Below are 25675 nucleotides of genomic sequence, written 5' to 3'. Positions count from 1 at the left end.
AGCCGACAAGAAGATTAGGCTTAATAAAAAAGGCCCGGCAAGCGGACCTTTTTAAATGCTATCGGGACGTCAGGATCAGATCTTTTTGAAGATCAGAGAGCCGTTGGTGCCGCCGAAGCCGAAGGAGTTACACAGGGTGTACTCCATACCGCTAACCTGACGCGCTTCGTGAGGAACGAAGTCCAGATCGCAACCTTCATCCGGGTTATCCAGGTTGATGGTTGGCGGAACAGCCTGATCGCGCAGCGCAAGGATGGAGTAGATTGACTCTACCGCACCCGCCGCACCCAACAGGTGACCGGTCATGGACTTGGTGGAGCTCACCATTACGCGGCTGGCAGATTCGCCGAAGATAGACTTAACCGCCTGAGCTTCCGCTTTATCGCCTGCAGGTGTAGAAGTACCGTGCGCGTTCACGTAGCCAATTTGTGCTGGGGTAATACCCGCATCACGAATCGCGTTTTCCATCGCCAGCGCAGCACCCGCGCCGTTCTCAGGAGGAGACGTCATGTGATAAGCATCGCTGCTCATGCCGAAACCAACGATTTCAGCATAAATTTTCGCGCCGCGTTTTTTCGCGTGCTCGTACTCTTCCAGTACGATCATGCCCGCCCCGTCGCCCAGCACGAAGCCGTCACGATCTTTATCCCACGGACGGCTCGCCGCCTGCGGGTTATCATTGCGGGTAGACAGCGCACGCGCCGCACCGAAACCGCCGACACCCAGTGGGGTACTGGCTTTTTCAGCACCGCCCGCAACCATAGCATCTGCATCGCCGTACGCAATAATGCGCGCGGCCTGGCCGATGTTATGTACGCCAGACGTACAGGCTGTCGCGATAGAAATGCTTGGCCCACGCAGGCCAAACATGATGGTCAGATGACCCGCCACCATGTTAACAATCGTGGACGGAACGAAGAACGGGCTGATCTTACGCGGGCCGCCATTCATCAGAGATGTATGGTTTTCCTCGATCAGGCCAAGACCGCCAATCCCGGAGCCGATAGCGGCGCCGATACGGGTTGCGTTCTCTTCCGTAATCTCAAGGCCAGAATCCTGCATGGCCTGAACGCCAGCGACAATTCCATATTGAATGAAGGCATCCATCTTGCGCTGTTCTTTGCGCGAGATGATCTCTTCACAGTTAAAATCCTTTACTAAGCCAGCAAATTTCGTTGCATAGGCGCTAGTATCGAAATGGTCGATTAGGCTGATGCCGCTCTGACCGGCAAGGAGAGCTTTCCAGGTGGACTCTACGGTATTGCCGACAGGAGACAACATGCCAAGTCCGGTCACAACTACACGACGCTTAGACACGTTTGTCCTCCAGGGAGGGATAAAAAAAGAGATTCGTGGGAATAAAAAAGATAAAACTCAGGCGGTCGAATGACCGCCTGGAGATGTTCACTTACGCCTGGTGACCGTTGATGTAATCAATGGCAGCCTGAACGGTGGTGATCTTCTCAGCTTCTTCGTCCGGAATCTCAGTATCAAACTCTTCTTCCAGAGCCATTACCAGCTCAACGGTGTCAAGAGAATCTGCGCCCAGGTCTTCAACGAAGGAAGCGGAGTTCACAACTTCTTCCTGCTTAACGCCCAGCTGTTCGCCGATAATTTTCTTAACGCGTTCTTCGATAGTGCTCATACTCTTAAATTTCCTATCAAAACTCGCTTTCGCGATGGTTTTCGTAGTGTATAAAATGTTGAAAAATTTGCAACTAAATCCCGGCAGTTCGTACCACGATTTTACGTTATTTTGAGGCCATTCGCCCTAATAACGCAAATATTTTTCATCGTGGTTAAACCATATACATCCCGCCGTTGACGTGGAGGGTCTCACCAGTGATGTAACCCGCTTCGTCAGAGGCTAAAAATGCAACCGCGCTGGCGATTTCTTTAGGGTCGCCAAGACGACCCGCCGGAACTGCCGCCAGCGTACCCGCACGCTGCTCATCAGTCAGCGCACGCGTCATGTCCGTTTCAATAAAGCCCGGAGCAACAACGTTTACAGTAATACCGCGGGACGCAACTTCACGCGCCAGCGACTTACTGAAACCAATCAGACCTGCTTTCGCCGCAGCGTAGTTAGCCTGACCAGCATTTCCCATGGTACCAACCACAGAACCGACAGTGATAATACGACCATGACGCTTTTTCATCATAGCGCGCATTACCGCTTTTGACAGACGGAATACAGATGACAGGTTGGTTTCGATGATATCGTTCCACTCGTCGTCTTTCATTCGCATTAACAGGTTATCGCGAGTGATCCCGGCATTGTTTACCAGAATATCCACTTCACCAAACTCTGCGCGAATATTTTCCAGAACAGATTCAATAGATGCAGGTTCGGTCACATTCAGTACCAGACCCTTACCGTTTGCACCCAGATACTCGCTGATGGCCTGAGCGCCATTCTCGCTGGTTGCTGTACCAATCACCTTCGCGCCGCGCGCAACCAGTGTTTCAGCAATTGCACGCCCGATACCGCGGCTTGCGCCAGTGACCAGGGCGATTTTTCCTTCAAAACTCATGGTATTCCTCTTTTATTGCGAGAGTGCCGCTGACATCGCTTCCGGCTCGTTAATCGCCGAGGCTGTCAGGGTGTCAACAATACGTTTTGTCAGACCGGTGAGGACTTTACCTGGGCCGACTTCATACAGGTGCTCAACGCCCTGAGCGGCCATAAACTCAACGGTTTTGGTCCACTGTACCGGGCTGTAGAGCTGACGAACCAGCGCGTCACGGATAGCTTCCGGCGTGGTTTCGCATTTCACATCGACATTGTTCACAACGGAAATCGTCGGTGCGTTAAACGTAATTTTTTCCAGCTCAACCGCCAGTTTCTCAGCAGCAGGCTTCATCAGCGCACAGTGAGACGGCACGCTGACCGGCAGTGGCAGCGCACGCTTAGCACCCGCTGCTTTACAGGCCGCACCCGCGCGTTCAACCGCTTCTTTATGACCGGCAATAACCACCTGGCCCGGCGAGTTGAAGTTTACCGGAGAGACAACCTGGCCTTCAGCAGATTCTTCACACGCTTTTGCAATTGCAGCATCATCCAGACCGATGATGGCAGACATGCCGCCCGTGCCTTCCGGCACCGCTTCCTGCATGAATTTACCGCGCAGTTCAACCAGACGTACCGCGTCAGCAAACGCAATCACGCCGGCACACACCAGCGCAGAGTATTCACCCAGGCTATGACCCGCGAGCAGCGCTGGCGCTTTACCGCCCTGCTGCTGCCAGGCGCGCCACAGCGCAACAGACGCAGTCAGCAGCGCTGGCTGGGTCTGCCAGGTTTTGTTCAGTTCTTCGGCCGGACCCTGCTGGGTCAGCGCCCATAAATCATAACCCAGTGCATCAGAAGCTTCACGGAAAGTCTCTTCAATTACCGGGTAGTTTGCTGCCATTTCAGACAACATCCCAACGGTTTGAGAGCCCTGGCCCGGGAACACAAAAGCAAATTGCGTCATTTTTTATTCCTTATACTAGAAACGAACCAGCGCGGAACCCCAGGTGAACCCGCCACCGAAGGCTTCAAGCAAGACCAGCTGGCCCCGTTTGATTCGTCCATCGCGTACCGCTTCATCAAATGCGCACGGTACCGACGCCGCAGAGGTGTTGCCGTGACGATCCAGCGTCACCACAACGTTATCCATCGACATGCCCAGCTTTTTCGCGGTCGCGCTGATGATACGCAGGTTCGCCTGATGCGGCACCAGCCAGTCGAGCGCGGTACGCTCAAGGTTATTCGCTTCCAGCGTTTCATCAACGATGTGTGCAAGCTCGGTTACCGCCACCTTGAACACCTCGTTCCCTGCCATAGTCAGGTAAATCGAGTTGTCCGGATTAACGCGATCGGCGTTAGGCAGGGTCAACAGTTCACCATAGCTGCCATCAGCATGCAGATGCGTAGAGATGATACCCGGCTCTTCGGACTGCCCCAGCAGCACCGCACCCGCACCATCACCAAAAATAATGATCGTTCCACGATCGGTTGGATCGCAGGTACGCGCCAGCACGTCAGCACCGATCACCAGCGCATATTTAACGGCACCGGATTTAACGTACTGATCGGCGACGCTCAGCGCATAGGTGAAGCCCGCGCACGCGGCAGCGACGTCAAACGCCGGACAGCCTTTAATGCCGAGCATGTTCTGCACCTGGCATGCCGCGCTTGGGAAAGCATGTGTGGCAGACGTCGTGGCGACCACGATCAAACCAATCTGTTCTTTATCAATGCCCGCCATTTCGATAGCACGCTGTGCGGCTTCGTAACCCATGGTCGACACGGTTTCGTCTGGCGCGGCAATACGACGTTCACGGATACCTGTGCGCGTGACAATCCACTCGTCAGACGTATCTACCATTTTTTCCAGATCGGCGTTGGTACGCACTTGTTTTGGCAGGTAGCTGCCGGTACCTAAAATCTTCGTATACATGTACGCTCAGTCACTTTTAGCTAATACAGATTCCAGGCGAGCGGCAATCCGCTGAGGGACTTGTCGCTGCACCGCCTGCACTGCCTGTTCAATCGCGACAGCAAATGCTCGCTGATTGGCGGCGCCATGACTCTTAATCACGATGCCGCGCAATCCTAACAGACAGGCGCCATTATACTGGTCGGGGTTGAGGTGACTGAATCGCCGCGTCAGGCTCTTTTGTAACCAACGCTTCAATAAAATTAGCCACCAGGCACTTTTTTTACCTTCTCCCTGAGATTTCAGCAGAGAAAGAAACATGCGCACAACCCCTTCCATGGTCTTCAACGTGACGTTTCCGGTGAAGCCATCGCACACCAGAACATCCGTTTTACCCGTCAACAACTCATTGGCTTCGAGATAACCAATATAGTTGATGGAGGGAACCTGTTTGAGCAATTCAGCCGCTTCGCGAATGCTGTCCAGGCCTTTGGTCTCTTCTTCACCAATGTTCAGTAACGCAACACGGGGAGTGTTGATCCCGACGACTTCTTCTGCCAGCACCGATCCCATCACGGCAAACTGAGCCAGCATAGTACTATCACAGTCGACGTTAGCGCCCAAATCGAGCACTACCGTCTTGCCCTTCTGCTGATGCGGTAACACCGTCACCAGCGCCGGACGCTCAATACCTTCAATAGGCTTGAGCAGCAATTTCGAGAGGCCCATCAGCGCGCCGGTATTACCCGCACTGACGCAAGCCTGAGCTCGCCCTTCTTTCACCAGCTCCAGCGCTATCCGCATAGAGCTGCCACGACTATTGCGAATGGCCTGCGAGGGTCGGGCATCACTGGCAATAACTGACTGCGCAGGAATAATCTGCAGACGCGAACGTTGTTCAAAGTCAGCTTTTGCGAGTAATGGCGTGATTGTGTCGGGATTGCCGACTAAAAGAAGTGTGAGTTGCGAATTAGAATTCAGTGCCTGCAATGCTGCAGGCACTGTCACGGAAGGGCCAAAATCTCCCCCCATGACATCTAACGCCAGGGTTAGACGTGTCAAGGTATCGTCGCAGCCTGGTTCGGTAAATTCCCCGTTTGCACGGGGAAATCCTCACTAAGCCTAATCACGCTTGCGCGTGATTACTTAGTGATAACCTTGCGGCCGCGGTAGAAACCGTCAGCGGTGATGTGGTGACGCAGGTGTTTCTCACCAGAAGTCTTGTCTACAGACAGGCTGGTAACTGCAGTCAGCGCGTCATGGGAACGACGCATGCCACGTTTGGAACGGGTTGGTTTATTCTGTTGTACGGCCATGGACCTTACTCCTCAATTACTTACGCTTTAAGCTGGCTAATACGGCAAATGGGTTTGGTTTTTGCGCTTCATCAGGCAGTTCCCCAAAGACCATGTCCGCCTCGGACACTTCACAGTGTTCAGAATCATGCACCGGAACCACTGGCAAGGTGAGGATGATTTCATCTTCAACCAGAGCCAGAAGATCGATTTCACCGAATTCGTTAACCTCAATCGGCTCATACGCTTCCGGGAGTGCTTCAGCCTGTTCGTCAGAACGAACCGGACTGAAACAATACGTTGTGTGAACATGCTGTACAAACGGTTTCCCGCAACGCTGACACTCGAGCGTTACCGTCACCTTTGCATCACCGGTTAAAACGGCGAGACGCTGGTTGTCGATAGCGAACGACATGGAGCATTCTACATCACTGTCCACACTGACTACGGATTCGGCAATACGCTCAGCCTGATCGGAAGTATAGATACCTTCGTAATCGAGGCGTTTTTGAGCCGTACGAACCGGATCAAGAGTCAGGGGTAATTTTACCTTTTGCATAGGGCGCGCATATTAACTTTGTAACGTCATAGAGTCAAAGAAAAAGGCAACCAGAGCTGCCTTTTGCCAATTATTCGCACACATTGCGGCCTGTAGTTTAAAATGGCTGGCATCGATACGCTATATCTGGTGATAAAAATATGCCAAATCTCGTCCTTGCTTCCACGTCTCCCTACCGCCGAATGCTGCTGGAAAAGCTCGGGATCCCATTTGAATGCGCCGCGCCAGAGGTTGATGAGACGCCACAGCCGGGCGAATCCCCGCGTCATCTGGTGATGCGTCTTGCTAAAGAGAAAGCGCAGTCGCTGGCCGCACGTTACCCCGCACATTTGATTATAGGCTCAGACCAGGTTTGCGTGCTGGACGGCGAAATCACCGGCAAGCCCCATACGGAGGAGAACGCCTGTCAGCAGCTTCTGCGGGCGCGAGGCACTATCGTGACCTTTTATACCGGCCTGGCGCTCTATAACTCCGCCACCGGTCATCTGCAAACCGAATGCGAGCCGTTCGACGTACACTTCCGCCATCTCAGCGAGCAAGAGATCGTGGATTATGTGCGCCGGGAACGTCCGCTGAACTGTGCGGGAAGCTTTAAAAGTGAAGGATTGGGGATTGCGCTGTTCGACAAGCTGGACGGACGCGATCCCAACACGCTAGTGGGGTTACCGCTGATTGCTTTGTGTCAGATGTTAAGACGAGAAGAGTGTAATCCGCTGACCATGTGACTGGAAGGTTGCGGCCTGATGCCCTCACCCCAGCCCTCTCCCACAGGGAGAGGGAGGGAAGCAAAATCAGCCGCGCAGAACCTTAAGACAGCGTTTCAGCTGCTCGTCCAGCGGCGCTTCAATACGGATAACTTCCCCCGTATTAGGATGGGTAAACTTCAGCGCTGCTGCATGCAGGAACAGACGCGACAGCCCCGTCCCCGCCAGCTGCTTATCAAACTCGCGGTCGCCATAGCGGTCATCAAAGGCAATTGGATGCCCTGCAAACTGCGTATGCACGCGGATCTGGTGGGTACGACCGGTCACCGGACTGCAGCGCACCAGCGTGGCAAACTCATAGCGCTCTTCAACTTTAAAGCGCGTCTCAGACGGTTTTCCTTCCTGGCTCACGCGGACAATACGTTCGCCGCTTTGCAGAATGTTCTTCAGCAGCGGCGCCTGCACCACTTTTACATGGGACTGCCACTGACCGCGCACCAGCGCCAGGTAGTCTTTCTGCATCCCTTTTTCACGCAGCTGTTCATGCAGCGAACGCAGCGCAGAACGCTTTTTCGCCACCAGCAGTACGCCAGAGGTATCACGGTCAAGACGGTGTACCAGTTCAAGGAAGCGCGCTTCCGGACGCAGGGCTCGCAGCCCTTCAATCACGCCGAAGCTCAGACCGCTACCGCCATGAACAGCCGTTCCTGACGGTTTATTGAGCACCAGAATGTGGTCATCTTCGTACAGGATCACATCGCTCAGGGCCGCCACTTTCTGTAGCTTCGGTGAAACGGTCTCTTCTTCACGTTCCGCAACGCGCACCGGCGGAATACGCACTTCATCCCCCGCCTCGAGTTTGTACTCGGGCTTCACGCGTTTTTTGTTCACCCGCACCTCGCCCTTGCGCAGGATGCGGTAAATCATGCTCTTTGGTACACCTTTCAACTGGGTGCGCAAAAAGTTATCGATACGTTGCCCCGCTTCATCTTCGGCGATGGCAACCATTTTTACGGCTGGAGTCTCTGTTTTCATGGTTGGCGATTCTAAATATCGTCAGCCATTAGCGCCACTCATTTTTCTATGCTTATATTTACTTTTATCCGGCCAGCTCCCCGTTTCGCGCAACCGATTTGGTGGTTATTAAACCAATCGCCATTCTGAAGTGAAGAAACTGTGAGTAACCGGGTGATAATTGGTAAAAGTCATCTTGCTATAACCCGGCGAGCAGTGGAATAATGAGGCTGTTTTCCGTGTTAAATCCTGGTTAAGTAAGGATGTTGACGGAATGACCAATTTTGTCTGACCGATCATCCACGCAGCAATGGCGTAAGACGTATTGATCTTTCAGGCAGTTAGCGGGCTGCGGGTTGCAGTACTTCCCGGTATAAGGATTGTTCTCTGGAGAGTTCTACCCAGGCAATTCCCCTGATAATTGCGCTGTGTTTCCGTATGAAACACAGGCAACCGACACTCTGCGCCTCTTAAGCGAGCGACAACCGTGAGGTTGGCGACGTGAACAGACACGAGGCCATCGGTTCATACCCCGGAAAGCGTCACCTTGCCCGCAGCTTTGTCGTCAATGTAAGAATAACGAGTAAGTTACGATGAAAAGAATGTTAATCAACGCAACTCAGCAAGAAGAGTTGCGTGTCGCCCTTGTGGATGGGCAGCGCCTGTACGATCTGGATATCGAAAGTCCTGGACACGAACAGAAAAAAGCGAACATTTACAAAGGTAAAATCACACGCATTGAACCAAGCCTTGAAGCTGCATTTGTCGATTACGGTGCTGAGCGTCATGGTTTCCTCCCTCTGAAAGAAATCGCCCGCGAATATTTCCCTGCAAACTACAACGCCCATGGCCGCCCAAACATCAAAGATGTTCTGCGTGAAGGTCAGGAAGTTATCGTTCAGATTGATAAAGAAGAGCGTGGCAACAAAGGTGCCGCACTGACCACCTTTATCAGCCTGGCAGGGAGCTATCTGGTTCTGATGCCTAACAACCCGCGTGCGGGTGGCATCTCTCGCCGTATCGAAGGTGATGACCGTACCGAGCTGAAAGAAGCGCTGGCAAGCCTCGAACTGCCTGATGGCATGGGGCTTATCGTGCGTACCGCAGGCGTTGGCAAATCAGCTGAAGCGCTGCAGTGGGACCTGAGCTTCCGTCTGAAGCACTGGGAAGCCATTCAGAAAGCAGCCGAAAGCCGCCCTGCTCCGTTCCTGATCCACCAGGAAAGCAACGTTATCGTGCGTGCCTTCCGTGATTACCTGCGTCAGGACATCGGTGAGATTCTGATCGATAATCCGAAAGTGCTCGAGCTGGCGCGCCAGCACATCGCCGCGCTGGGTCGTCCGGATTTCACCAGCAAAATTAAACTGTACACCGGCGAAATCCCGCTGTTCAGCCACTATCAGATCGAATCCCAGATTGAGTCCGCCTTCCAGCGTGAAGTGCGTCTGCCATCCGGCGGTTCTATTGTTATCGATACCACTGAAGCGCTGACCGCTATCGACATCAACTCCGCGCGTGCAACGCGCGGTGGCGATATCGAAGAGACCGCCTACAACACTAACCTCGAAGCCGCTGATGAAATCGCCCGCCAGCTCCGCCTGCGCGACCTGGGTGGTCTGATTGTTATCGACTTCATCGACATGACCCCTGTTCGCCACCAGCGTGCGGTTGAAAACCGTCTGCGCGAAGCGGTGCGTCAGGACAGGGCGCGTATCCAGATTAGCCATATATCACGCTTTGGCCTGCTGGAGATGTCACGTCAGCGTCTGAGCCCGTCTCTCGGCGAGTCCAGCCATCACGTTTGTCCGCGCTGCTCCGGCACGGGTACCGTGCGTGATAATGAATCACTGTCCCTCTCCATTCTGCGTCTGATTGAAGAAGAAGCGCTGAAAGAGAACACCAAAGAGGTTCACGCCATTGTGCCGGTGCCCGTTGCCTCTTACCTGCTTAACGAAAAACGTGCAGCGGTAAGTGCGATTGAAGCGCGTCAGGGTGGCGTTCGCTGCATCATCGTGCCAAACGACCAGATGCAGACCCCACACTATCACGTGCTGCGCGTGCGTAAGGGCGAAGAGACGACCACCCTCAGCTACCTGCTGCCGAAGCTGCATGAAGAAGAGATGTCCCTGCCTTCCGATGAAGAGCCAGCCGAGCGCAAACTGCCAGAGCAGCCTGCGTTAGCGACCTTCATCATGCCTGAAGCACCACCGGAAGCAGCTCTGGAAAAACCAGCTGCCAAACCTGCAGCGCATAAACCAGAAGCCACGGTAGCGAAAGCCCAGCCGGCACAGCCGGGTCTGCTGAGCCGCTTCTTTGGCGCGCTGAAGAAGATGTTTGCTGAAGAAGAAGTTCAGCCAGAGCAGCCGAAAGAAGAGCCAAAAGCAGCCAAGCCAGAGCGTCAGCAGGACCGTCGCAAGCGTCAGAACAACCGCCGCGATCGCAATGACCGCAGCGATCGCAATGACCGCAGCGAGCGTCGTGACAACCGTGACAACCGCTCTGAGAATGGCGAAGGCCGTGAGCAACGCGAAGACAACCGCCGCAACCGTCGCGAGAAACAACAGCCGAATGTTGAAGATCGTGAAATTCGCCAGCAGGCGGGCGATGAGTCTGAGAAGAGCAAACAGCGTGACGACCAGCAGCCGCGCCGTGAACGCAGCCGTCGCCGTAACGACGAGAAGCGTCAGGCACAGCAGGAAGTCAAAAACCTGAACCGCGAAGAGCCTGTTGAACAGCAGGACGGCGAGCAGGAAGAACGCACTCAGGTAATGCCGCGTCGTAAGCAGCGCCAGCTTTCTCAGAAAGTTCGCTTCGCCTCTGAAGCAACCGAAGAGTCAGGCGCTATCGCGGTTGAAACCAGCGAGAGCACAACCGGCACACAGCTGGCGAAAGTTGACCTGCCAGCGGTCGTTGAAAACAACGTTGAGCAGGATGATAACGGTGAAAACCGTGATAACGCCGGTATGCCCCGCCGTTCACGTCGTTCTCCACGTCATCTGCGCGTCAGCGGCCAGCGCCGTCGTCGCTATCGTGACGAGCGTTACCCGACTCAGTCGCCAATGCCGCTGACCATTGCCTGTGCTTCACCAGAAATGGCCTCCGGCAAAGTCTGGATCCGCTACCCGGTTGCTCGCCCGGAGCAGGTTGTTGAAGAACAGCCTGTAACCGAAGAGGTGATTGCACCAGCAGCTGCGGTAGAAGCTGTCGTGACTGAAGCGGCAACCGTGGTTGAACCTGAGGTTGTTGAAGCTGAAGCACCTCACGCAGTGGAAGTTGAAACCACCCATCCAGAAGTGATTGCCGCGCCGGTTGATGCCGCACCGCAGCTTATCGCCGAAGAAGATGCCGTGGTGGCTGAGGAAGTCGCTGAAGAGGCTGAACCTGTAGCCGCAGTGGAAGACACCGCAGAAACCCTCGTTGAAACCACCACTGAAGAAGTCGTTCAGGACGTTGAGATTCAGGTTGAACCGGTTGTCGAAGAAGCGAAAGCGCCTGAGGTGAAACCTGAGCCGGTTGTTTCTGCACCAGCCGCAGCCCACGTGGCGACAGCACCAATGACGCGCGCCCCGGCGCCGGATTACGTGCCTGAAGCCCCGCGTCACAGTGACTGGGTACGCCCGGCGTTCAGCTTCGACGGTAAAGGCGCTGCAGGCGGCCACAGTGCAACGCATCAGGCGACTGCACCGGCGACGCGTCCGCAGTCTGTCGAATAACGACGCTGAAAGCAAAAAGCCGACCTTCGGGTCGGCTTTTTTTATGGCTGCTGCACGGGCTTTCTCATTCCGGTCACCTCAGGCATGACCTGCCGCATCAACTCCAGAAAACGCCGCAAGCGTGCCGGATAATAGCGGGACCAGGGGTAAACCAGATGCACCGGTAACGCCGCTGGCTGCCACTCTGGCAGCAAATGCACCAGCCGCCCTTCCCGAATATCATCCTGTACCGTCCAGCTGGATACCACCGCCACGCCAAGCCCGGTGAGTGCCGTATTGCGTGCGACATACAGGCTGTCGGTGCTCAGCCGTGGCGTAATAGCAATCCGCGCGGTGGCGGGTGATGCATCGTGAAACAGCTCCACATGGCGCTGGTAGAATGAGCTGATCGCTATCCAGGGAAACTGCTGCAAATCCTCCGGCGTGGTCACCGTCGGGAAACGGGCCAGCAGTGCCGGTGAAGCCACTACCGAGCGCGGTACTTCGGCCAGCAGCACGGACACGGTCGCCGGATCGACTTCCACGCCCACCCGAATCGCACAGTCAAGGTTGTCGCCGAGAAAGTCCGCCGACCGATCGTTGAGCATCCACTCAATCGAAAGCTGCGGATAGCGTTGCAAAAACTCGGTTACGGGTTTCAGAAGCTGGTCCTGACCAAACGCGTGCGGAGCGCGCACCCGCAGCACGCCTACCGGCTCATCTTCCGTCTGCCCCACCTCATCTTCCAGCGCCAGCCAGCTGTCAATCACCCGACGGGCGTGCTGATAGCAGCGTTCGCCGTCATCCGTCAGCCGCGTCGTGTGGGTGGTGCGCAACATCAGGCGCACGCCCAGCATGGTCTCAAGCGACTGTAACCGTCTGCTTACCGTGGCCTGGGTAGTGGCCAGCTGCCGCGCCGCCGCTGAGAGGGAGTCCGCCTCAACGATACGAACAAACGTCCTCATTAACTCCACCCTGTCTATACGCTCAGCTCTTTTCATCGCATTTTCACTTATACGTTCAACGTATAAGCGTTTTACCACCGGGCCCGCTACCGTCGCAAGGCGTACTGATAAAAAATAGCCTCACACGACGAATGAGGAACATCTTATGAACACAACAACCGCCGCCCATGCCGTGAGCCGCTGGGTAATCTTAATGCTGGCGATAGGTGCAGGTTTCAGCGTGGCATCTATCTATTATGCCCAGCCTCTGCTGCCGCTGATGGGCGCAGACCTTCACCTGAGTATCGAAGGAATGGGCCTGGTTCCGACGCTCACCCAGGCGGGATATGCCCTGGGGATCCTGTTCCTGCTGCCGCTCGGCGATCGCCACGACCGCAGGACGTTAATCCTGATAAAGAGTGCGGCGCTGGCGCTGTTTCTTCTCGGCTGTAGCCTGACCGGGCAGATCCATTCTTTGTTGCTGGCCAGCCTGCTCATCGGCATGGCCGCCACCATGGCACAGGATATCGTCCCTGCCGCAGCCATCCTTGCGCCGGAAGGTAAACAGGGGAAAACCGTGGGTACGGTAATGACCGGGCTGCTGATGGGTATCTTATTATCCAGAACCGTGAGCGGCGTGGTGGGCGAAGCGTTTGGCTGGCGCGTCATGTACCAGCTGGCGGCGGCGAGCATTGCGTTCATCGGGGTGATGATGTGGTTTGTGCTTCCCCGTTTTGCCATTCACTCCACGCTGAGCTACCCCGCGCTGATGCGCTCAATGGAACATCTGTGGCGTCGCTATCCGGCGCTGCGCCGTGCGGCGCTGGCTCAGGGCTTTCTGTCGATTGCCTTTAGCGCCTTCTGGTCTACGCTTGCGGTCATGCTGCTGGAACGCTATCACCTGGGTAGTGCCGTAGCGGGTGGTTTTGGTATTGCAGGTGCCGCCGGTGCGTTAGCTGCCCCGCTGGCAGGGGGTCTGGCGGACAAACTGGGCGCAGGAAAAGTCACGCAGATTGGTGCCGCTCTTGTGACCGTCTCATTCGCCCTGATGTTCCTGATGCCCGCGCTGGGCGTTCATGGACAGCTGATTCTGATCGCCATCTCCGCCGTTGGATTCGACCTGGGTCTGCAGTCCAGCCTGGTCGCTCACCAGAACCTGGTATACAGCCTTGAACCGCAGGCGCGGGGCCGTCTCAACGCCCTGCTCTTTACGGTGGTCTTTATCGGGATGGCGCTGGGTTCCGCGTTAGGCAGCAATATTTACTCGCTGGCCGGCTGGACGGGCGTGGTCGCGCTGGCGACGGTCTGTGGCGTCATTGCGCTGGCAATCCGTCAGATAGAAAGCGCACGAGTCACCTCCGCATCAGCAGAAGTTGTATAAAAAAATGCCCAATCCAGACGGATTGGGCAGTAAAACATGCCCAGTTTCAAGACATGTTCCAAGAGGTCAAGATGTTATTTGTTCAGCTGGAACAGAGACATGCCCTGCATATCGCTAAACGCTTTATAAGACGCCTGCAGGGCCGCCTGCTGCATGGTGTAAGAGGAAATCGCTTCGTTCCAGTCAACATCAACCAGGTCACTCATCTGCTTGGTCTGACCCAGCGCGCGGTCATCGCCCAGCGTATCGAGTTTTTCCAGCTCGTTCATCTTGGTTCCCACATCCGCAACGACCGTCAGGACATTGTTCTGGGAGTTTTTGATGCCGATTTGCGCATTGGCAATCACCTGGCTTTGCGCCGTTGCGGCAGCCGGATCGTTCTCAATCGGTGTCTTCAGCGAGGCAATAGCAGAGTCCAGGATTTTGAACATGTTGGTCTGGCCATATCCACCGCCCGGCAGCTGTTCCGCATTACTGGTAATGCTTTCGAAAATTTGCTGGCCGGTATGGCTGATGGTCATATTTCGCGCCGTATCAACCTGCTGCGTGATGGCCTCAGCGCCGCCGTTGTAATCTCCGGTCGCGGCATCAAACGGTGCGCTCTCGGTTTTGTATCCCGCAAAGATAAAGCGACCATTACCATCCGTCGTGTTGGCCAGGTTCATCAGCTGATCGCGGATCCCCTGAATATCGGTCGCCAGAGAAAGACGGTCGTCATCGCTTAATGTGCCGTTTGAGGCATAAACCAGCTTCTCGCGCACGCTTGAGATCGCAGTGTTGACCTGGGTTAACACGTTATCTTCCAGCGAGACCTTCTGCGTTGCAAAGGTACGCGCTAGCGCAAACTGGCTGTTTTGCGACTGAGACTGTGACAGAACGATGGCCTGCGACGCGGCAATAGGATCGTCCGAAGGACGATTGACGCGCTTGCCGGTGGACATCTGCTCACCGTAGCTCAGCCATCTGCTCTGGGAATCGGTGATCCCACGCATGTTCTGCTCGTACATCATCTGGGTGCTAATACGCATTGTTCACCTCAACCTTAACGAATGTTGATAATTGCATCGAAGAGCGTACTGGCAGTTTGTAGAACCTGGGCATTGGCCAGGTAATACTGCTGATAACGCTGCAAATTGCCATACTCTTCGTCGAGGTTTACCCCAGAGATGGTCTGCTGCTGCTTGATTAACTGCGTTTCCACGTTGGCTTTCGTCTGGCTGCTCACCTTCAGTGACGCCGTTGAGCTACCGACGGTACTGACGAGAGAGGCATACGCATCGTTGAAGGTTTTGTTCCCACCCACCACTTTGCCGTTTTGCAGATCGAGCAGTTTCTGGCCGTTACGGTTGTCACTTTCGCCGCCGTTCTGCACCGACGCCATCGCCAGTTTGGACTCGTCGCTGATCGCGAGGTCCATGTTCATGATGACGTTGGAAACCGGCTTCACGGTAAAGCTGTCTTTGGTATTTGCCGTGCCGCTCACGTTGACGTTAAGGCCATCAAACGACAGATTACCGCTGGCATCCGGGCTCATCGTAAAGCTAGTTTTGTCTGACGTGCGGGTGACCGTCCAGTCAGTGCCGTTAAACTGCAGCTTATAGTCTGTCGCCTGGACCTGTTTGCTGTCCGCCACAGAAGCCGTAACAACGGCAGAGCCGCCGTTCTTGCTGTTGGACAGGACCGCCGGAGAACCGAAGTTGAACAGCTTACCGCCCGCATCACCGTTCGCATCAAAACCGGCTTCATGCTGCGTGTTCATCGCGTCGGCAAAGGCCAGCGCCATCTGGTTCAGGGTGTTACGCGCTTTATCCAGATCTTCAGCACGAAATGTCAGTAAACCGCCTAAAGAACCGGTGGTGATAAATTTCTCGGGGATCTCAATATTACCCGCCACGTCATCGACGTAGGCGATAGTCGTACGAGCCGGATCGGCGCTGGACTTCACGGCCGCCAGCTGGCTAGCTTTGCTGCCCTGTACCAGGCTGTAACCGTTACCGAGAGAGATATTAAACGTGCCGCTATCCTGCACGGAGACTTCCACGCCCACGATTTTATTCAGTTCAGTCACGAGCTGATCGCGCTGGTCCAGAAGATCGTTAGGTGACGCGCCCGCACCGACGCCGGTCAGACGGGAGATCTGATCGTTCAGATTCGCAATCTGTGCCGCGTAGTTGTTGATCTGAGACACGCTGCTTGAGATGGCGGTATTAACCTGCGCGTCCTGGTCACGGAGATACTGATCGTTGGTTTTAAACTGATTGACCAGACCACTCGCTTTACCCAGCACCGTCTGACGTGCAGCCGGGTCTTCCGCGTTGCTCACCAGGGTTTGCAGGCTTTTGAAGAAGTCCTGCAGAGTGGTGGAGAGCGAGTTGGTGGTATCGGAGAGCACATCGTCAATTTTTGACATCTGCTGATAGCGCGTCGTCAGACCGCTGCTCTGCGTCTGCGCGGCGCGCAGCTGGTTGGTGATGAAGGCGTCATACTCACGCTGGACACCGGAGACATAAACCCCGTTACCTACCCAGCCACCGCCGGTCAGCGTGCTGTTAGATGCGCCCAGCACCGTGGTCTGGCGGGTGTAACCTGCCACGTTATAGCTTGAAATATTATTACTGACGGTATTGAGTGCCGACTGCGCAGCACTGAGGCCACTCATGGCGCTGTTAATCAAACTGGACATGGGGGTTCCTTTTATACGTTCAGACACGAGTCCTGATGAAGGTTATCGGCAACCTCCACCGGGACTTGAGAACTTTCAGAACAGATTTTCAATATCTGTGCTATAGGCTTTGCTGACCTTCTCGCCCATGGATTTCAGCTGCTGGATCATGCTGGTGAGCTTGCGCGCATAGTTCGGGTCAGTCGCGTAGCCCGCGTTTTGTAAGGCCTGAGCGCCCTGCTCCGCCGTCGCCGCCTGCGTAACGGCGGTATAACGCGGATTGCGGCTCAGCAGGCCAACGTAGTCGGACAATGCTTCCAGATAGGAGCTGTAGACGCGGAATTTTGCTTTGACCTTCACCGCCGCACCGTTCTCGTATTCGGTGGTCGTGATCTCCGTTGTTGGCCCCTTCCAGCTGGAGGTGGCCTTCACGCCGAAGATGTTGAAGCTCGGATCGCCGTTTTCCTTGCGGATCTGCCGCTGACCCCAGCCCGACTCCAGCGCGGCCTGCGCCAGAATCAGGTGATGCGGCACGCCGCTCTGTTCGCTGGCGAGACGCGCGGGCAGAGAAAGCTGCGCCAGGAAGTCTTTGCTGTCACCGGAGAGCGGCTCATCGCCGCTGCCCGTGGCTTTTGGCATCGCTTTACGCACCATTTGCGTCAGAGCCTGGTTCTGATAACTGGTCACCGTTTCCAGGTCGAACTTCATCGGCACCTGCTGCGTCTGTTCCTGAGGCTGAATGCCCTGCGCGGCTTCGGTCTGTTTCACAATCATGTCAGCCAGACCGAGGCCCTTACCGGCAGTCATCTGCTGCGCAATCTGCTGGTCATACATGCTGGTGTAGAGACGCGTTGAATCACTGCTGAACATCCCGTCTTTCGGCAGGGTTTCGCGCATGCTTTTCAGCATCATCTGTACAAACATCCCTTCCACCTGGCGGGCGACCGGGCGGATGTTCGCCGCCGGGTCTTTGCCAGCTTTGGTTTTCAGTTCGTTGAGCGACTGGGCGTCCCAGGCTGCACTGGTCAACAGTTTGCTATCGGTCAGCATTAGATGATTTCCAGTTTGGCGCGCAGGCAGCCCGCGCTTTGCATGGATTGCAGAATGGACATCAGATCCATCGGCGTTGCGCCCAGAGCGTTCAGGGCACGCACCACGCTGTTCAGGTTGGCGCTGGAGCGAACGCTCTGCAGCGACCCACCGCTCTGGCGCATATCAATCTGCGTTTGCGGTGTTACCACCGTCTGACCACCGCCAAATGGCGTGTTCGGCTGGCTCACGTTCGCGGAGCGGTTAACCGTCACGGAGAGGTTACCCTGCGCCACGGCACAGCTGTCCAGCGACACTTCCCGGTTCATCACCACCGAGCCGGTACGGGAGTTGATGATCACTTTCGCATCCTGGACCGGAACGTTAACTTCCATATTCTGAATATCAGCCAGCATGCGCACCTGGTTGCTGCTGCCGGTGGAGGTGCGGATCTGCACGGTGCGCGCATCGAGTGCCGTTGCGTTACCGTAGCCGCGGCTGCGGTTGATGGTATCGGCAATTTGCTGCGCCATCGTGAAGTCTTCATTATTAAGCTGCAGGTTGATGGTGTTGCCCGCGCCAAACTGGGTCGGCAGTTCACGCTCAATGATTGCACCGTTGGTGATACGACCACCGTTCAGCTGGTTCACCTGCACGCTGCTTCCGCCTGCGGATGCCCCCGCACCGCCAACCAGAATGTTCCCCTGCGCCAGCGCATAGACCTGGCTATCAACGCCTTTCAGCGGGGTCATCAGCAGCGTACCGCCGCGCAGGCTTTTGGCGTTACCCATTGAGGAGACCACCACATCAATGGTCTGCCCCTGACGCGCAAACGCCGGGTAGGACGCGGTGACCATTACCGCGGCCACGTTTTTCAGCTGCATGTTGGTTCCCGCCGGCACGGTAATGCCGAGCTGGGAAAGCATGTTGTTCAGGCTTTGGGTGGTGAACGGCGTCTGGGTCGTCTGGTCACCGGTACCATCCAGGCCAACCACCAGGCCGTAGCCAATCAGGGAGTTTTCACGTACGCCCTGAACGCTGGTGAGGTCGCGAATACGGTCAGCCTGGGCAAACGTGGCCACCAGCGCGAGCGCCACGGCGAAGATCGATTTAAACATGGGTCACCTCGCTTACATCGGCGATAAATTAAGGAAGAAGCGCTGCAGCCAACCCATATTTTGCGCTTCATTGATATAGCCGTTACCGACGTACTCAATGCGCGCATCCGCCACCTGGGTGGACGGAACGGTGTTGGTGCCGCTGATGGTGCGAGGGTTAACCACGCCCGAGAAGCGAATGAATTCAGTGCCCTGGTTGATGGCGATCTGTTTTTCACCCACAACGTGCAAGTTGCCGTTAACCAGTACCTGGTCAACCGTGACCGTCAGCGTACCGCTGAAGGTGTTGCTGGCGTTCGCGCCGCCTTTGCCGTTAAAGGTGTTGCCGCCGGACGCGTTCACATCAGCACGCGCGTTGCCGAACAGCCCTTCGAGATAGCGTGGCACGGTATCGAAGCCAAAATTGGTTTTGCCATCGCGGCTGGCGTTCGCCGACGAGCTCTTGCTCGCGCTGACGTTTTCCTGCAGCACAATGGTCAATGTATCGCCGACGTTACGCGGGCGGCGATCTTCAAACAGCGGCTGATAGCCGTAATTAATCGGCTGCGCGGTCTGGAAAATAGAGCCGTTTACCACTGGCGCGGGGCCAGGAACGGGTTGGGCAGTCGTCGCACCCTGGACCAATGGTTTAGACGGGATCAAAGCACACCCGCTGAGGGTGACAGCCAGAACAGTCAGTATCGGATAACGAAACGCCGCGTTTTTTTGCATTGCCTTCATCTTCGAAAACAGGGAGCCGGTGCGGCGTTTACCGCACCGGGCTACACCTTAGAGTTGCGTCAGTTTCTGCAGCATCTGGTCGGTCGTCGACACTGCTTTACTGTTAATTTCATACGCGCGCTGGACCTGGATCATATTCACCAGCTCTTCCGCCACGTTCACGTTGGACGTTTCAACATAACCCTGGTACAGCAGACCCGCACCGTTCAGGCCCGGAGTGCTCTCATTCGGCGTACCGGAGGATTGCGTTTCGGTGTAGAGGTTCTCACCAATGCTTTCCAGACCGGTATCGTTCATGAAAGTGGTCAGGTTGAGCTGCCCAACCTGAACCGGCGCGGCCTGTCCCTGCTGGGTTACGCTGACCACACCGTCACGTCCGATGGTGATGCTCAGGGCGTTCGCCGGGATGGTAATCGCAGGCTGAACCTGGAAACCGCCCGCCGTCACCAGCTGGCCGTTTTGATCCTCCTGGAATGAGCCGTCGCGGGTATAGGCAGAGGTCCCGTCAGGCAGCTGCACCTGGAAGAAGCCCTGGCCTTTGATGGCCACGTCTTTACTGTTGTTGGTCTGAGACAGGTTGCCCTGGCTGTGCAGACGCTCGGTGGCCACCGGGCGAACGCCGGTACCGATCTGCAGGCCCGACGGCAGCGTCGTCTGTTCAGAAGACTGCGCGCCCGGCTGACGGATGGTTTGATAAAGCAAATCTTCGAAAACGGCACGCTGACGCTTGAAACCATTGGTGCTAACGTTTGCCAGGTTGTTGGCAATCACGTCCATATTGGTTTGCTGGGCGTCCAGGCCAGTTTTCGCGATCCATAAGGAACTGATCATAAGGAGTCCTGTTAACTCATAGCCAGAAGTTGGTTAGCTTTGCCCGCGTTTTCATCCACGCTGCTGATGATCTTCATCTGCATTTCAAAACGACGGGCGCTGGCAATCATGTCGCTCATGGCGGCTACCGGCTTGACGTTGCTGCCTTCCAGAACGCCGGACATCACGCGGATGCTCGGATCGGCCTGTAACGTGGCACCACGCGTCGCCTGCGCCGCCTGGGTCAGACGGAACATGCCGTCGTCGCCGCGCTGCACCTCTTTGCCTTCCGCTTTAACCAGCTTCAGACGTCCGACGGGTGCAACGGTGTTGGCCGGATCGCCCGGGTTCAGCGCCGAAATGGTGCCGTCCGCGGCGATAGTCAGCTCAGAGCCTTCCGGCACGGTCAGCGGACCCGCTTCCCCCATCACCGGATGACCCTGAATCGTCAGCTGGCCCGTCGCGCTCACCTGGATATTGCCGTTACGGGTATAGCCTTCGCTGCCGTCGGCAGTTTGCACCGCCAGCCAGCCGTCCTGCTGCAGGGCAACGTCCAGCGGGCGCGAGGTGTAGTCCATCTGCCCTGGCGTCATATCTGCGCCAGGGGTTGATGCCGTCACCAGCGTACGGGTCGGCAGGGACAGCCCTTCAACCGGCACCGCGCGCAGCGCGTTAAGTTGCGCACGAAAGCCCGGCGTAGAGGCGTTTGCCAGGTTGCTGGCGGTAACGGCCTGCTGATTGAGCGTCTGACTTGCCGCGCCCATCGCGGTATATATTGCGTGATCCATTGCGCTTTCCTGTTAGCCGCTTAACGCAGGTTAACCAGCGTGTTGAGGATCTGATCCTGGGTTTTGATGGTCTGCGCGTTCGACTGATAATTACGCTGTGCGACGATCATGTTCACCAGTTCTTTACTCATATCCACGTTGGAGGCTTCCAGCGCGCCGTTGGTCAGCTTGCCGAAGTTACCGGTGCCTGCGGTACCCAGCAGCGCCACGCCGGAGGACTGTGTGGCAGACCAGACGTTGTCGCCTTCCGATTTCAGACCTTCGTTGTTGGCGAAGTTTGCCAGCACGATCTGACCCAGAACCTGAGACTGTTCGTTAGAGTAGCTTCCCACCACGGTGCCATCGTCGTTGATCTGGTAGCTCACCAGGTCGCCAGGCTTGTAGCCGTTCTGATTGGTTGCCACAACGCTGTTTGCACCGGTGTTCTGCTGCATGGAGTTCTGGAAGCTCAGGGAGAAGGTCGCCGCCGTCGCACCGCTGACAGAACCCGTGGTGATGTTAATGGCCGGCGTGGCGTTTGGCGTTGCGCTCAGTACACCCGCAGCGTCGTAGTTGTAGACACCCGCCAGGTTACCGTTCGCATCAAAGTTCATCTGCGCCGCTTTTGCCGCTGTTGAACCCGCAACGCTGCCGTCCTGAGTGTAAAGATCCCATTTATTGTTGGCCGTCTTCACGTAGTAGACGTACATGTTGTGGGCGTTACCCTGGCTGTCGAATACGGTCACGGTACCTTTTTTGTTATAGGTATCCGGGTTGGTCGCATCGAACGGGGCAGTTTGAACAGGATCGGTTGAGTTCAGGTTGATCTGCTGCGTCGCGGTGGTGGTTGATTTCGCCGCCATCAGGGTGTTCGGGATAGTAATCGCCTGAGGGTTCGCACCGGTCTGAACGGTTGGAGGCGTTCCCGCTGCCGGGTAGCCCGTCAGCTGCATGCCCTGCATGTTAACCAGCGTACGGTTTTCATCCAGCTTGAACTGGCCGTTACGGCTGTAGAACACAGAACCGTTGGAATCGACCATACGGAAGAAACCGTTCTGACTGATAGCAACGTCCAGACCACGACCGGTGTTGGTGGTGGTGCCGTCGGTAAAGTCCTGAGTGATGCCCGCAACTTTCACGCCCAGGCCGACTTTGGAACCGGCAAACATGTCCGCAAATGAAGCAGAACCGGATTTAAAACCATAGGTCGCGGAGTTGGCGATGTTGTTGCCAATGACGTCCAGGTTGGTGGCCGCAGCATTCAGGCCGCTGACCGCTTGAGAAAAGGCCATGACTTACTCCTGATAAGTGTTAAGGCTTAGATAATCTGCCGAACTTCGTCGAGTGTGGTGGAACCAGAGGTTCCCAAATCCAGTTTGTTGCCGTCGCTTCCTTTAATCACGCCCTGGACCAGCGCGAACTGCAGCGGCTGCGCCACCAGCTGGGTCGTCCCGTTGCTGGCGCTGATCGCTACTTTGTAAGAACCGTTTGGTGCTTTAGTGCCGTCGGTCAGGCTGCCATCCCACGTAAAGGTGTGAACGCCCGCCTTCAGCTCACCGATATCAATAGTGCGCACGACCGTGCCGTTGCTGTCGGTAATGGTGGCGGTAACTTTCTCCGCCGCCTGCTGCAACTCAACGCCAAACGGCGTGGTCGTCGTGGTGGTGTTGCCTTCGGTGGTGCTGGTGCCCGCAAGAATCGTGGTTCCCGGGATCATCACCCCGTGGCCAATCAGGCTTGCCGCCTGCAGAGACTGGGCGCTGTTAATCTGCCCGGAGACGGAGCCGAGGGTAGTGTTGAGTTTCTCAATGCCGCTAACGGTGCTGATCTGCGCAAGCTGCGTGGTCAGTTCGTTGTTCTGCATTGGGTTGGTGGGATCCTGGTTCTTAAGCTGCGCCACCAGCAGCGTCAGAAAGCTGCCCTGAAGATCGGAGGCATTGCTCCCGGTGAGGGAGTTAGAACCCGTCGTACTCTTGGTGTTATTAACACCCGAGTTCGTAGGATCATTCACATTTACGGCGATGGACATGCATGTCTCCTTTACTGGCCGAGAGTGAGCGTTTTGAGCATCATGCTCTTCACGGTATTAAGCACTTCGACGTTGGCCTGGTAGCTACGGGAAGCCGACATGGAGTTCACCATCTCACCTACCACATCCACGTTTGGCATTTTCACGTATCCGCTGGCATCCGCGAGCGGGTTACCCGGCTCATACACCAGCCTGTCCGGCGCCTGGCTCTCTACCACATCAGACACCTTCACGCCGCCCGTCGCCGCGCCCGGCGCAGCATCGACCTGAAAGACAACCTGTTTGGCACGATAAGGCTGGCCGTCTGGTCCGGTTACGCTGTCGGCGTTCGCCAGGTTACTGGCAGCCACGTTCAGGCGTTTGGACTGCGCGGTTAACGCCGAACCGGCAATATCAAAAATATTCAACAAGGCCATCTATCAGTTCCCCCCCTGCAGGACGTTCATCATGCCTTTGATTTGTCCGCCGAGTACGGTCAGGCCCGTCTGGTATTTCAGACTGTTATCGGCAAACTGCGTACGCTCCCGGTCCATATCCACGGTGTTACCGTCGAGTGAGGGCTGATCGGGAATGCGGTAAAGTAAATCGGTCGCTGGCGCGGTCATCGCCTGAGCAGGAATATGACGAGAGGATGTCATGGCAAGTGCAACACCCGTTCCTTCGGCACGTCCACGCTCCATCACCTTTTTGAGTTCACTGGAAAAATCAATATCGCGCGCCTGAAACCCTGGGGTATCGGCGTTAGCGATGTTGGCAGCTAAAATCTCCTGCCGCTGGGCGCGTAAATTGAGCGCTTCCTGCTGAAAACGTAACGCGGCGTCGAGTTTATCGAGCATGTCTCCTCCGCTGATGGCAAAATTTCAGTTCACAGCTTAAATCTCACCCGGTCTCCCCTATCGACGGAATAAGCGCAAAATGCGTCGCTATTTATTGCGTTGATGCAAAACCACTGCAGGTAGAATTCATTCAACTCTGGAAACGGTGGAACTTGCGATGCAAACGTTAAAACGTGGCCTGGTGGCAACTTTCTTGCTGTTTAGCCCTCTGGTGCAGGCTGAAGGCTTACAGGATCGGCTGACGGCTTTTTTTGCTGAAAAGCTGGCGGGCTTTAGCGATGAGGTTAACGTTACCGTGCGCACCCCACCGAATCTGTACCCGACCTGTGACCAACCGTCATTCAGCGTGACGGGAACCACCCGGCTGTGGGGAAATGTGAACGTGCTGGCACGCTGCGCGAACGAAAAACGCTATTTACAGGTTGCAGTTCAGGCGACGGGCAATTATGTTGTCGCCGCCGTACCCATTGCGCGCGGCAGCGTGCTGCAGACGAACAGCGTGACGTTAAAGCGCGGCCGTCTGGATCAACTGCCTCCACGCACCATGCTGGAAATGAACCAGGCACAGGACGCCGTCAGCCTGCGCGATGTCGCCCCCGGCCAGCCGATACAGCTCTCAATGCTGCGTCAGTCATGGCGGGTAAAAGCGGGTCAACAGGTGATGGTGGTGGCCAACGGAGATGGCTTTAGCATCAACAGTGAAGGGAAAGCGTTAAACAATGCCGCGGTGGCGCAAAACGCCCGCGTCAGAATGTCCTCAGGCCAGGTGGTGAGCGGAACCGTCGATTCTGATGGGAATATTCTGATTAACCTATAATCTTTTTAAAGATTTCGCGGCGCGTGCCGATAAATATTCCACTAATGATGATGTCAGGCGCAAACGCCGCGAACCCTCGATGAGGACAACACTATGAGCATTGATCGTACATCAGCCCTGAAGCCGGTAAGCGCTGTACAACCTCGCGAAACGAATGACGCTCCTGCGCAGAAAACGCGTCTGGAAAAACCGTCAACGTCCAACAGCACCAGCGTAACCCTGAGCGACGCGCAGGCAAAACTGATGCAGCCAGGCAGCAACGATATCAATATGGAACGTGTTGAAGCGCTGAAAACAGCTATTCGTAACGGTGAGCTGAAAATGGACACCAGCAAGATTGCTGATGCCCTGATTCAGGAAGCACAGAGTTTCTTACAGAGTAACTAACCGTATGAGTCGACTGTCAGAAATACTGGATCAAATGACGGTTGTTCTTAACGACCTGAAAACGGTAATGGACGCTGAACAGCAGCATCTCTCTTCCGGTCACATCAACGGCAGCGCGCTGCAGCGTATTACTGAAGATAAGAGTTCGCTACTGGCGACGCTGGATTATCTGGAGCAGCAGCGCCGCGCTGAGCAGGATCCTAAGCGTAGCGCCAATGACGATATTATTGAGCGCTGGCAAACCATTACCGAAAAAACCCAGCACCTGCGCGACCTTAACCAGCACAACGGCTGGCTACTGGAAGGTCAGATTGAGCGTAATCAGCAGGCGCTTGAGGTATTGAAACCGCATAAAGAAACCGGACTGTACGGTGCGGATGGTCAAACAGCGACTGCGCGTATTGCGGGAGTTAAAAAGATTTCGATTTGACGCCTGGGCGACAAATCATGCAGCGGGGAGCGCCATAAGGTGAACTCCCCTTTTGGC

General features: G+C 55.8%; 27 protein-coding genes. 6 read left to right on the top strand and 21 right to left on the bottom strand.

Annotated elements, in window-relative coordinates; genetic code table 11:
• Positions 1–75 precede the first annotated feature (75 nt).
• The 8 genes from fabF to yceD form a co-directional block, all read right to left on the bottom strand.
• Complete coding sequence (gene fabF / locus ACMGGX_RS17975) at positions 76–1317, bottom strand: beta-ketoacyl-ACP synthase II (protein WP_023335279.1); 1242 nt, start codon at positions 1315–1317, stop codon at positions 76–78.
• 91 nt (positions 1318–1408) lie between these two features.
• Complete coding sequence (acpP, locus tag ACMGGX_RS17970; RefSeq protein WP_003857954.1) at positions 1409–1645, bottom strand: acyl carrier protein; 237 nt, start codon at positions 1643–1645, stop codon at positions 1409–1411.
• Between the two features lie 154 nt (positions 1646–1799).
• A complete protein-coding gene (gene fabG, locus ACMGGX_RS17965; protein WP_008500795.1) occupies positions 1800–2534 on the bottom strand; it encodes a 3-oxoacyl-ACP reductase FabG in 735 nt (244 codons plus the stop codon).
• A gap of 12 nt (positions 2535–2546) precedes the next feature.
• Positions 2547–3476 carry an ACP S-malonyltransferase gene (gene fabD, locus ACMGGX_RS17960; RefSeq protein ID WP_348560906.1) on the bottom strand — a complete coding sequence of 310 codons (930 nt, stop codon included), beginning with the start codon at positions 3474–3476 and terminating at the stop codon, positions 2547–2549.
• 15 nt (positions 3477–3491) lie between these two features.
• Positions 3492–4445, bottom strand: coding sequence for a beta-ketoacyl-ACP synthase III (locus tag ACMGGX_RS17955; RefSeq protein ID WP_023311150.1), 954 nt, complete (start codon positions 4443–4445; stop codon positions 3492–3494).
• Between the two features lie 6 nt (positions 4446–4451).
• Positions 4452–5486: a phosphate acyltransferase PlsX gene (gene plsX, locus ACMGGX_RS17950; protein ID WP_059290957.1), complete on the bottom strand. Its 1035-nt coding sequence runs from the start codon at positions 5484–5486 to the stop codon at positions 4452–4454.
• 80 nt (positions 5487–5566) lie between these two features.
• A complete protein-coding gene (gene rpmF / locus ACMGGX_RS17945) occupies positions 5567–5740 on the bottom strand; it encodes a 50S ribosomal protein L32 (protein ID WP_003857964.1) in 174 nt (57 codons plus the stop codon).
• Positions 5741–5756: 16 nt separating this feature from the next.
• Positions 5757–6278: a 23S rRNA accumulation protein YceD gene (yceD, locus tag ACMGGX_RS17940; RefSeq protein WP_014883375.1), complete on the bottom strand. Its 522-nt coding sequence runs from the start codon at positions 6276–6278 to the stop codon at positions 5757–5759.
• 140 nt (positions 6279–6418) lie between these two features.
• Here yceD and ACMGGX_RS17935 point away from each other — a divergent pair, with 140 nt between their 5' ends.
• Positions 6419–7003 (top strand): Maf family protein, encoded by a 585-nt coding sequence (locus ACMGGX_RS17935; RefSeq protein ID WP_047648098.1) that lies wholly within the window; start codon positions 6419–6421, stop codon positions 7001–7003.
• 66 nt (positions 7004–7069) lie between these two features.
• On the opposite strand, the gene rluC is transcribed toward ACMGGX_RS17935, so the two are convergent.
• Entirely contained in the window at positions 7070–8017 is a 948-nt protein-coding gene (rluC, locus tag ACMGGX_RS17930; protein WP_021240761.1) for a 23S rRNA pseudouridine(955/2504/2580) synthase RluC, read from the bottom strand.
• A gap of 572 nt (positions 8018–8589) precedes the next feature.
• On the opposite strand from rluC, the gene rne reads away from it, so the two are divergent.
• The gene (gene rne, locus ACMGGX_RS17925) at positions 8590–11709 is read left to right on the top strand and encodes a ribonuclease E (RefSeq protein ID WP_420298681.1); all 3120 of its coding nucleotides are present in this window, start codon (positions 8590–8592) and stop codon (positions 11707–11709) included.
• A 41-nt stretch (positions 11710–11750) separates the two neighbouring features.
• Here the strand turns inward: rne and ACMGGX_RS17920 are convergent, their stop codons facing one another.
• Positions 11751–12653, bottom strand: a complete 903-nt coding sequence (locus ACMGGX_RS17920; RefSeq protein ID WP_420298680.1) for a LysR family transcriptional regulator — start codon at positions 12651–12653, stop codon at positions 11751–11753.
• Between the two features lie 145 nt (positions 12654–12798).
• On the opposite strand from ACMGGX_RS17920, the gene ACMGGX_RS17915 reads away from it, so the two are divergent.
• Positions 12799–14013: an MFS transporter gene (locus ACMGGX_RS17915; RefSeq protein WP_420298679.1), complete on the top strand. Its 1215-nt coding sequence runs from the start codon at positions 12799–12801 to the stop codon at positions 14011–14013.
• A 74-nt stretch (positions 14014–14087) separates the two neighbouring features.
• Here the strand turns inward: ACMGGX_RS17915 and flgL are convergent, their stop codons facing one another.
• The 11 genes from flgL to flgB all read right to left on the bottom strand — a co-directional run bounded on the left by flgL (position 14088) and on the right by flgB (position 23984).
• The gene (gene flgL, locus ACMGGX_RS17910; protein WP_033145208.1) at positions 14088–15041 is read right to left on the bottom strand and encodes a flagellar hook-associated protein FlgL; all 954 of its coding nucleotides are present in this window, start codon (positions 15039–15041) and stop codon (positions 14088–14090) included.
• Between the two features lie 14 nt (positions 15042–15055).
• Positions 15056–16696 carry a flagellar hook-associated protein FlgK gene (gene flgK / locus ACMGGX_RS17905; RefSeq protein WP_348560902.1) on the bottom strand — a complete coding sequence of 547 codons (1641 nt, stop codon included), beginning with the start codon at positions 16694–16696 and terminating at the stop codon, positions 15056–15058.
• Between the two features lie 75 nt (positions 16697–16771).
• Positions 16772–17725 carry a flagellar assembly peptidoglycan hydrolase FlgJ gene (gene flgJ, locus ACMGGX_RS17900; protein WP_023311141.1) on the bottom strand — a complete coding sequence of 318 codons (954 nt, stop codon included), beginning with the start codon at positions 17723–17725 and terminating at the stop codon, positions 16772–16774.
• Positions 17725–18822 (bottom strand): flagellar basal body P-ring protein FlgI, encoded by a 1098-nt coding sequence (locus ACMGGX_RS17895; RefSeq protein WP_029740346.1) that lies wholly within the window; start codon positions 18820–18822, stop codon positions 17725–17727. The genes flgJ and ACMGGX_RS17895 overlap by 1 nt, the downstream gene beginning before the upstream one ends.
• A gap of 12 nt (positions 18823–18834) precedes the next feature.
• Positions 18835–19533 (bottom strand): flagellar basal body L-ring protein FlgH, encoded by a 699-nt coding sequence (gene flgH, locus ACMGGX_RS17890; RefSeq protein WP_024909015.1) that lies wholly within the window; start codon positions 19531–19533, stop codon positions 18835–18837.
• Between the two features lie 57 nt (positions 19534–19590).
• Positions 19591–20373 (bottom strand): flagellar basal-body rod protein FlgG, encoded by a 783-nt coding sequence (flgG, locus tag ACMGGX_RS17885; RefSeq protein WP_420298678.1) that lies wholly within the window; start codon positions 20371–20373, stop codon positions 19591–19593.
• A gap of 11 nt (positions 20374–20384) precedes the next feature.
• A complete protein-coding gene (locus tag ACMGGX_RS17880; RefSeq protein ID WP_023311138.1) occupies positions 20385–21140 on the bottom strand; it encodes a flagellar basal body rod protein FlgF in 756 nt (251 codons plus the stop codon).
• Positions 21141–21160: 20 nt separating this feature from the next.
• The gene (gene flgE, locus ACMGGX_RS17875) at positions 21161–22411 is read right to left on the bottom strand and encodes a flagellar hook protein FlgE (RefSeq protein WP_023311137.1); all 1251 of its coding nucleotides are present in this window, start codon (positions 22409–22411) and stop codon (positions 21161–21163) included.
• A gap of 26 nt (positions 22412–22437) precedes the next feature.
• The gene (gene flgD / locus ACMGGX_RS17870; protein WP_045401867.1) at positions 22438–23148 is read right to left on the bottom strand and encodes a flagellar hook assembly protein FlgD; all 711 of its coding nucleotides are present in this window, start codon (positions 23146–23148) and stop codon (positions 22438–22440) included.
• Between the two features lie 11 nt (positions 23149–23159).
• A complete protein-coding gene (gene flgC / locus ACMGGX_RS17865) occupies positions 23160–23564 on the bottom strand; it encodes a flagellar basal body rod protein FlgC (protein WP_008500814.1) in 405 nt (134 codons plus the stop codon).
• Positions 23565–23567: 3 nt separating this feature from the next.
• Positions 23568–23984 carry a flagellar basal body rod protein FlgB gene (gene flgB, locus ACMGGX_RS17860; RefSeq protein ID WP_023311135.1) on the bottom strand — a complete coding sequence of 139 codons (417 nt, stop codon included), beginning with the start codon at positions 23982–23984 and terminating at the stop codon, positions 23568–23570.
• 157 nt (positions 23985–24141) lie between these two features.
• Between flgB and flgA the strand changes: the two genes are divergently transcribed.
• The 3 genes from flgA (at position 24142) to flgN (ending at position 25618) form a co-directional block, all read left to right on the top strand.
• The gene (gene flgA, locus ACMGGX_RS17855) at positions 24142–24801 is read left to right on the top strand and encodes a flagellar basal body P-ring formation chaperone FlgA (protein WP_023311134.1); all 660 of its coding nucleotides are present in this window, start codon (positions 24142–24144) and stop codon (positions 24799–24801) included.
• A gap of 93 nt (positions 24802–24894) precedes the next feature.
• Entirely contained in the window at positions 24895–25188 is a 294-nt protein-coding gene (gene flgM / locus ACMGGX_RS17850; protein WP_023311133.1) for a flagellar biosynthesis anti-sigma factor FlgM, read from the top strand.
• Positions 25189–25192: 4 nt separating this feature from the next.
• On the top strand, positions 25193–25618 hold the full coding sequence (flgN, locus tag ACMGGX_RS17845) for a flagella biosynthesis chaperone FlgN (protein ID WP_008500818.1): 426 nt from the start codon (positions 25193–25195) through the stop codon (positions 25616–25618).
• The last annotated feature ends 57 nt before the right edge of the window (positions 25619–25675 follow it).

This window comes from Enterobacter sp. BNK-29 (assembly GCF_048684785.1).
Taxonomy (GTDB): Bacteria; Pseudomonadota; Gammaproteobacteria; order Enterobacterales; family Enterobacteriaceae; genus Enterobacter; species Enterobacter cloacae_M.
Note: the sequence above shows the minus strand (reverse complement) of the source record. Positions and strands in the feature narration are given on the sequence as shown.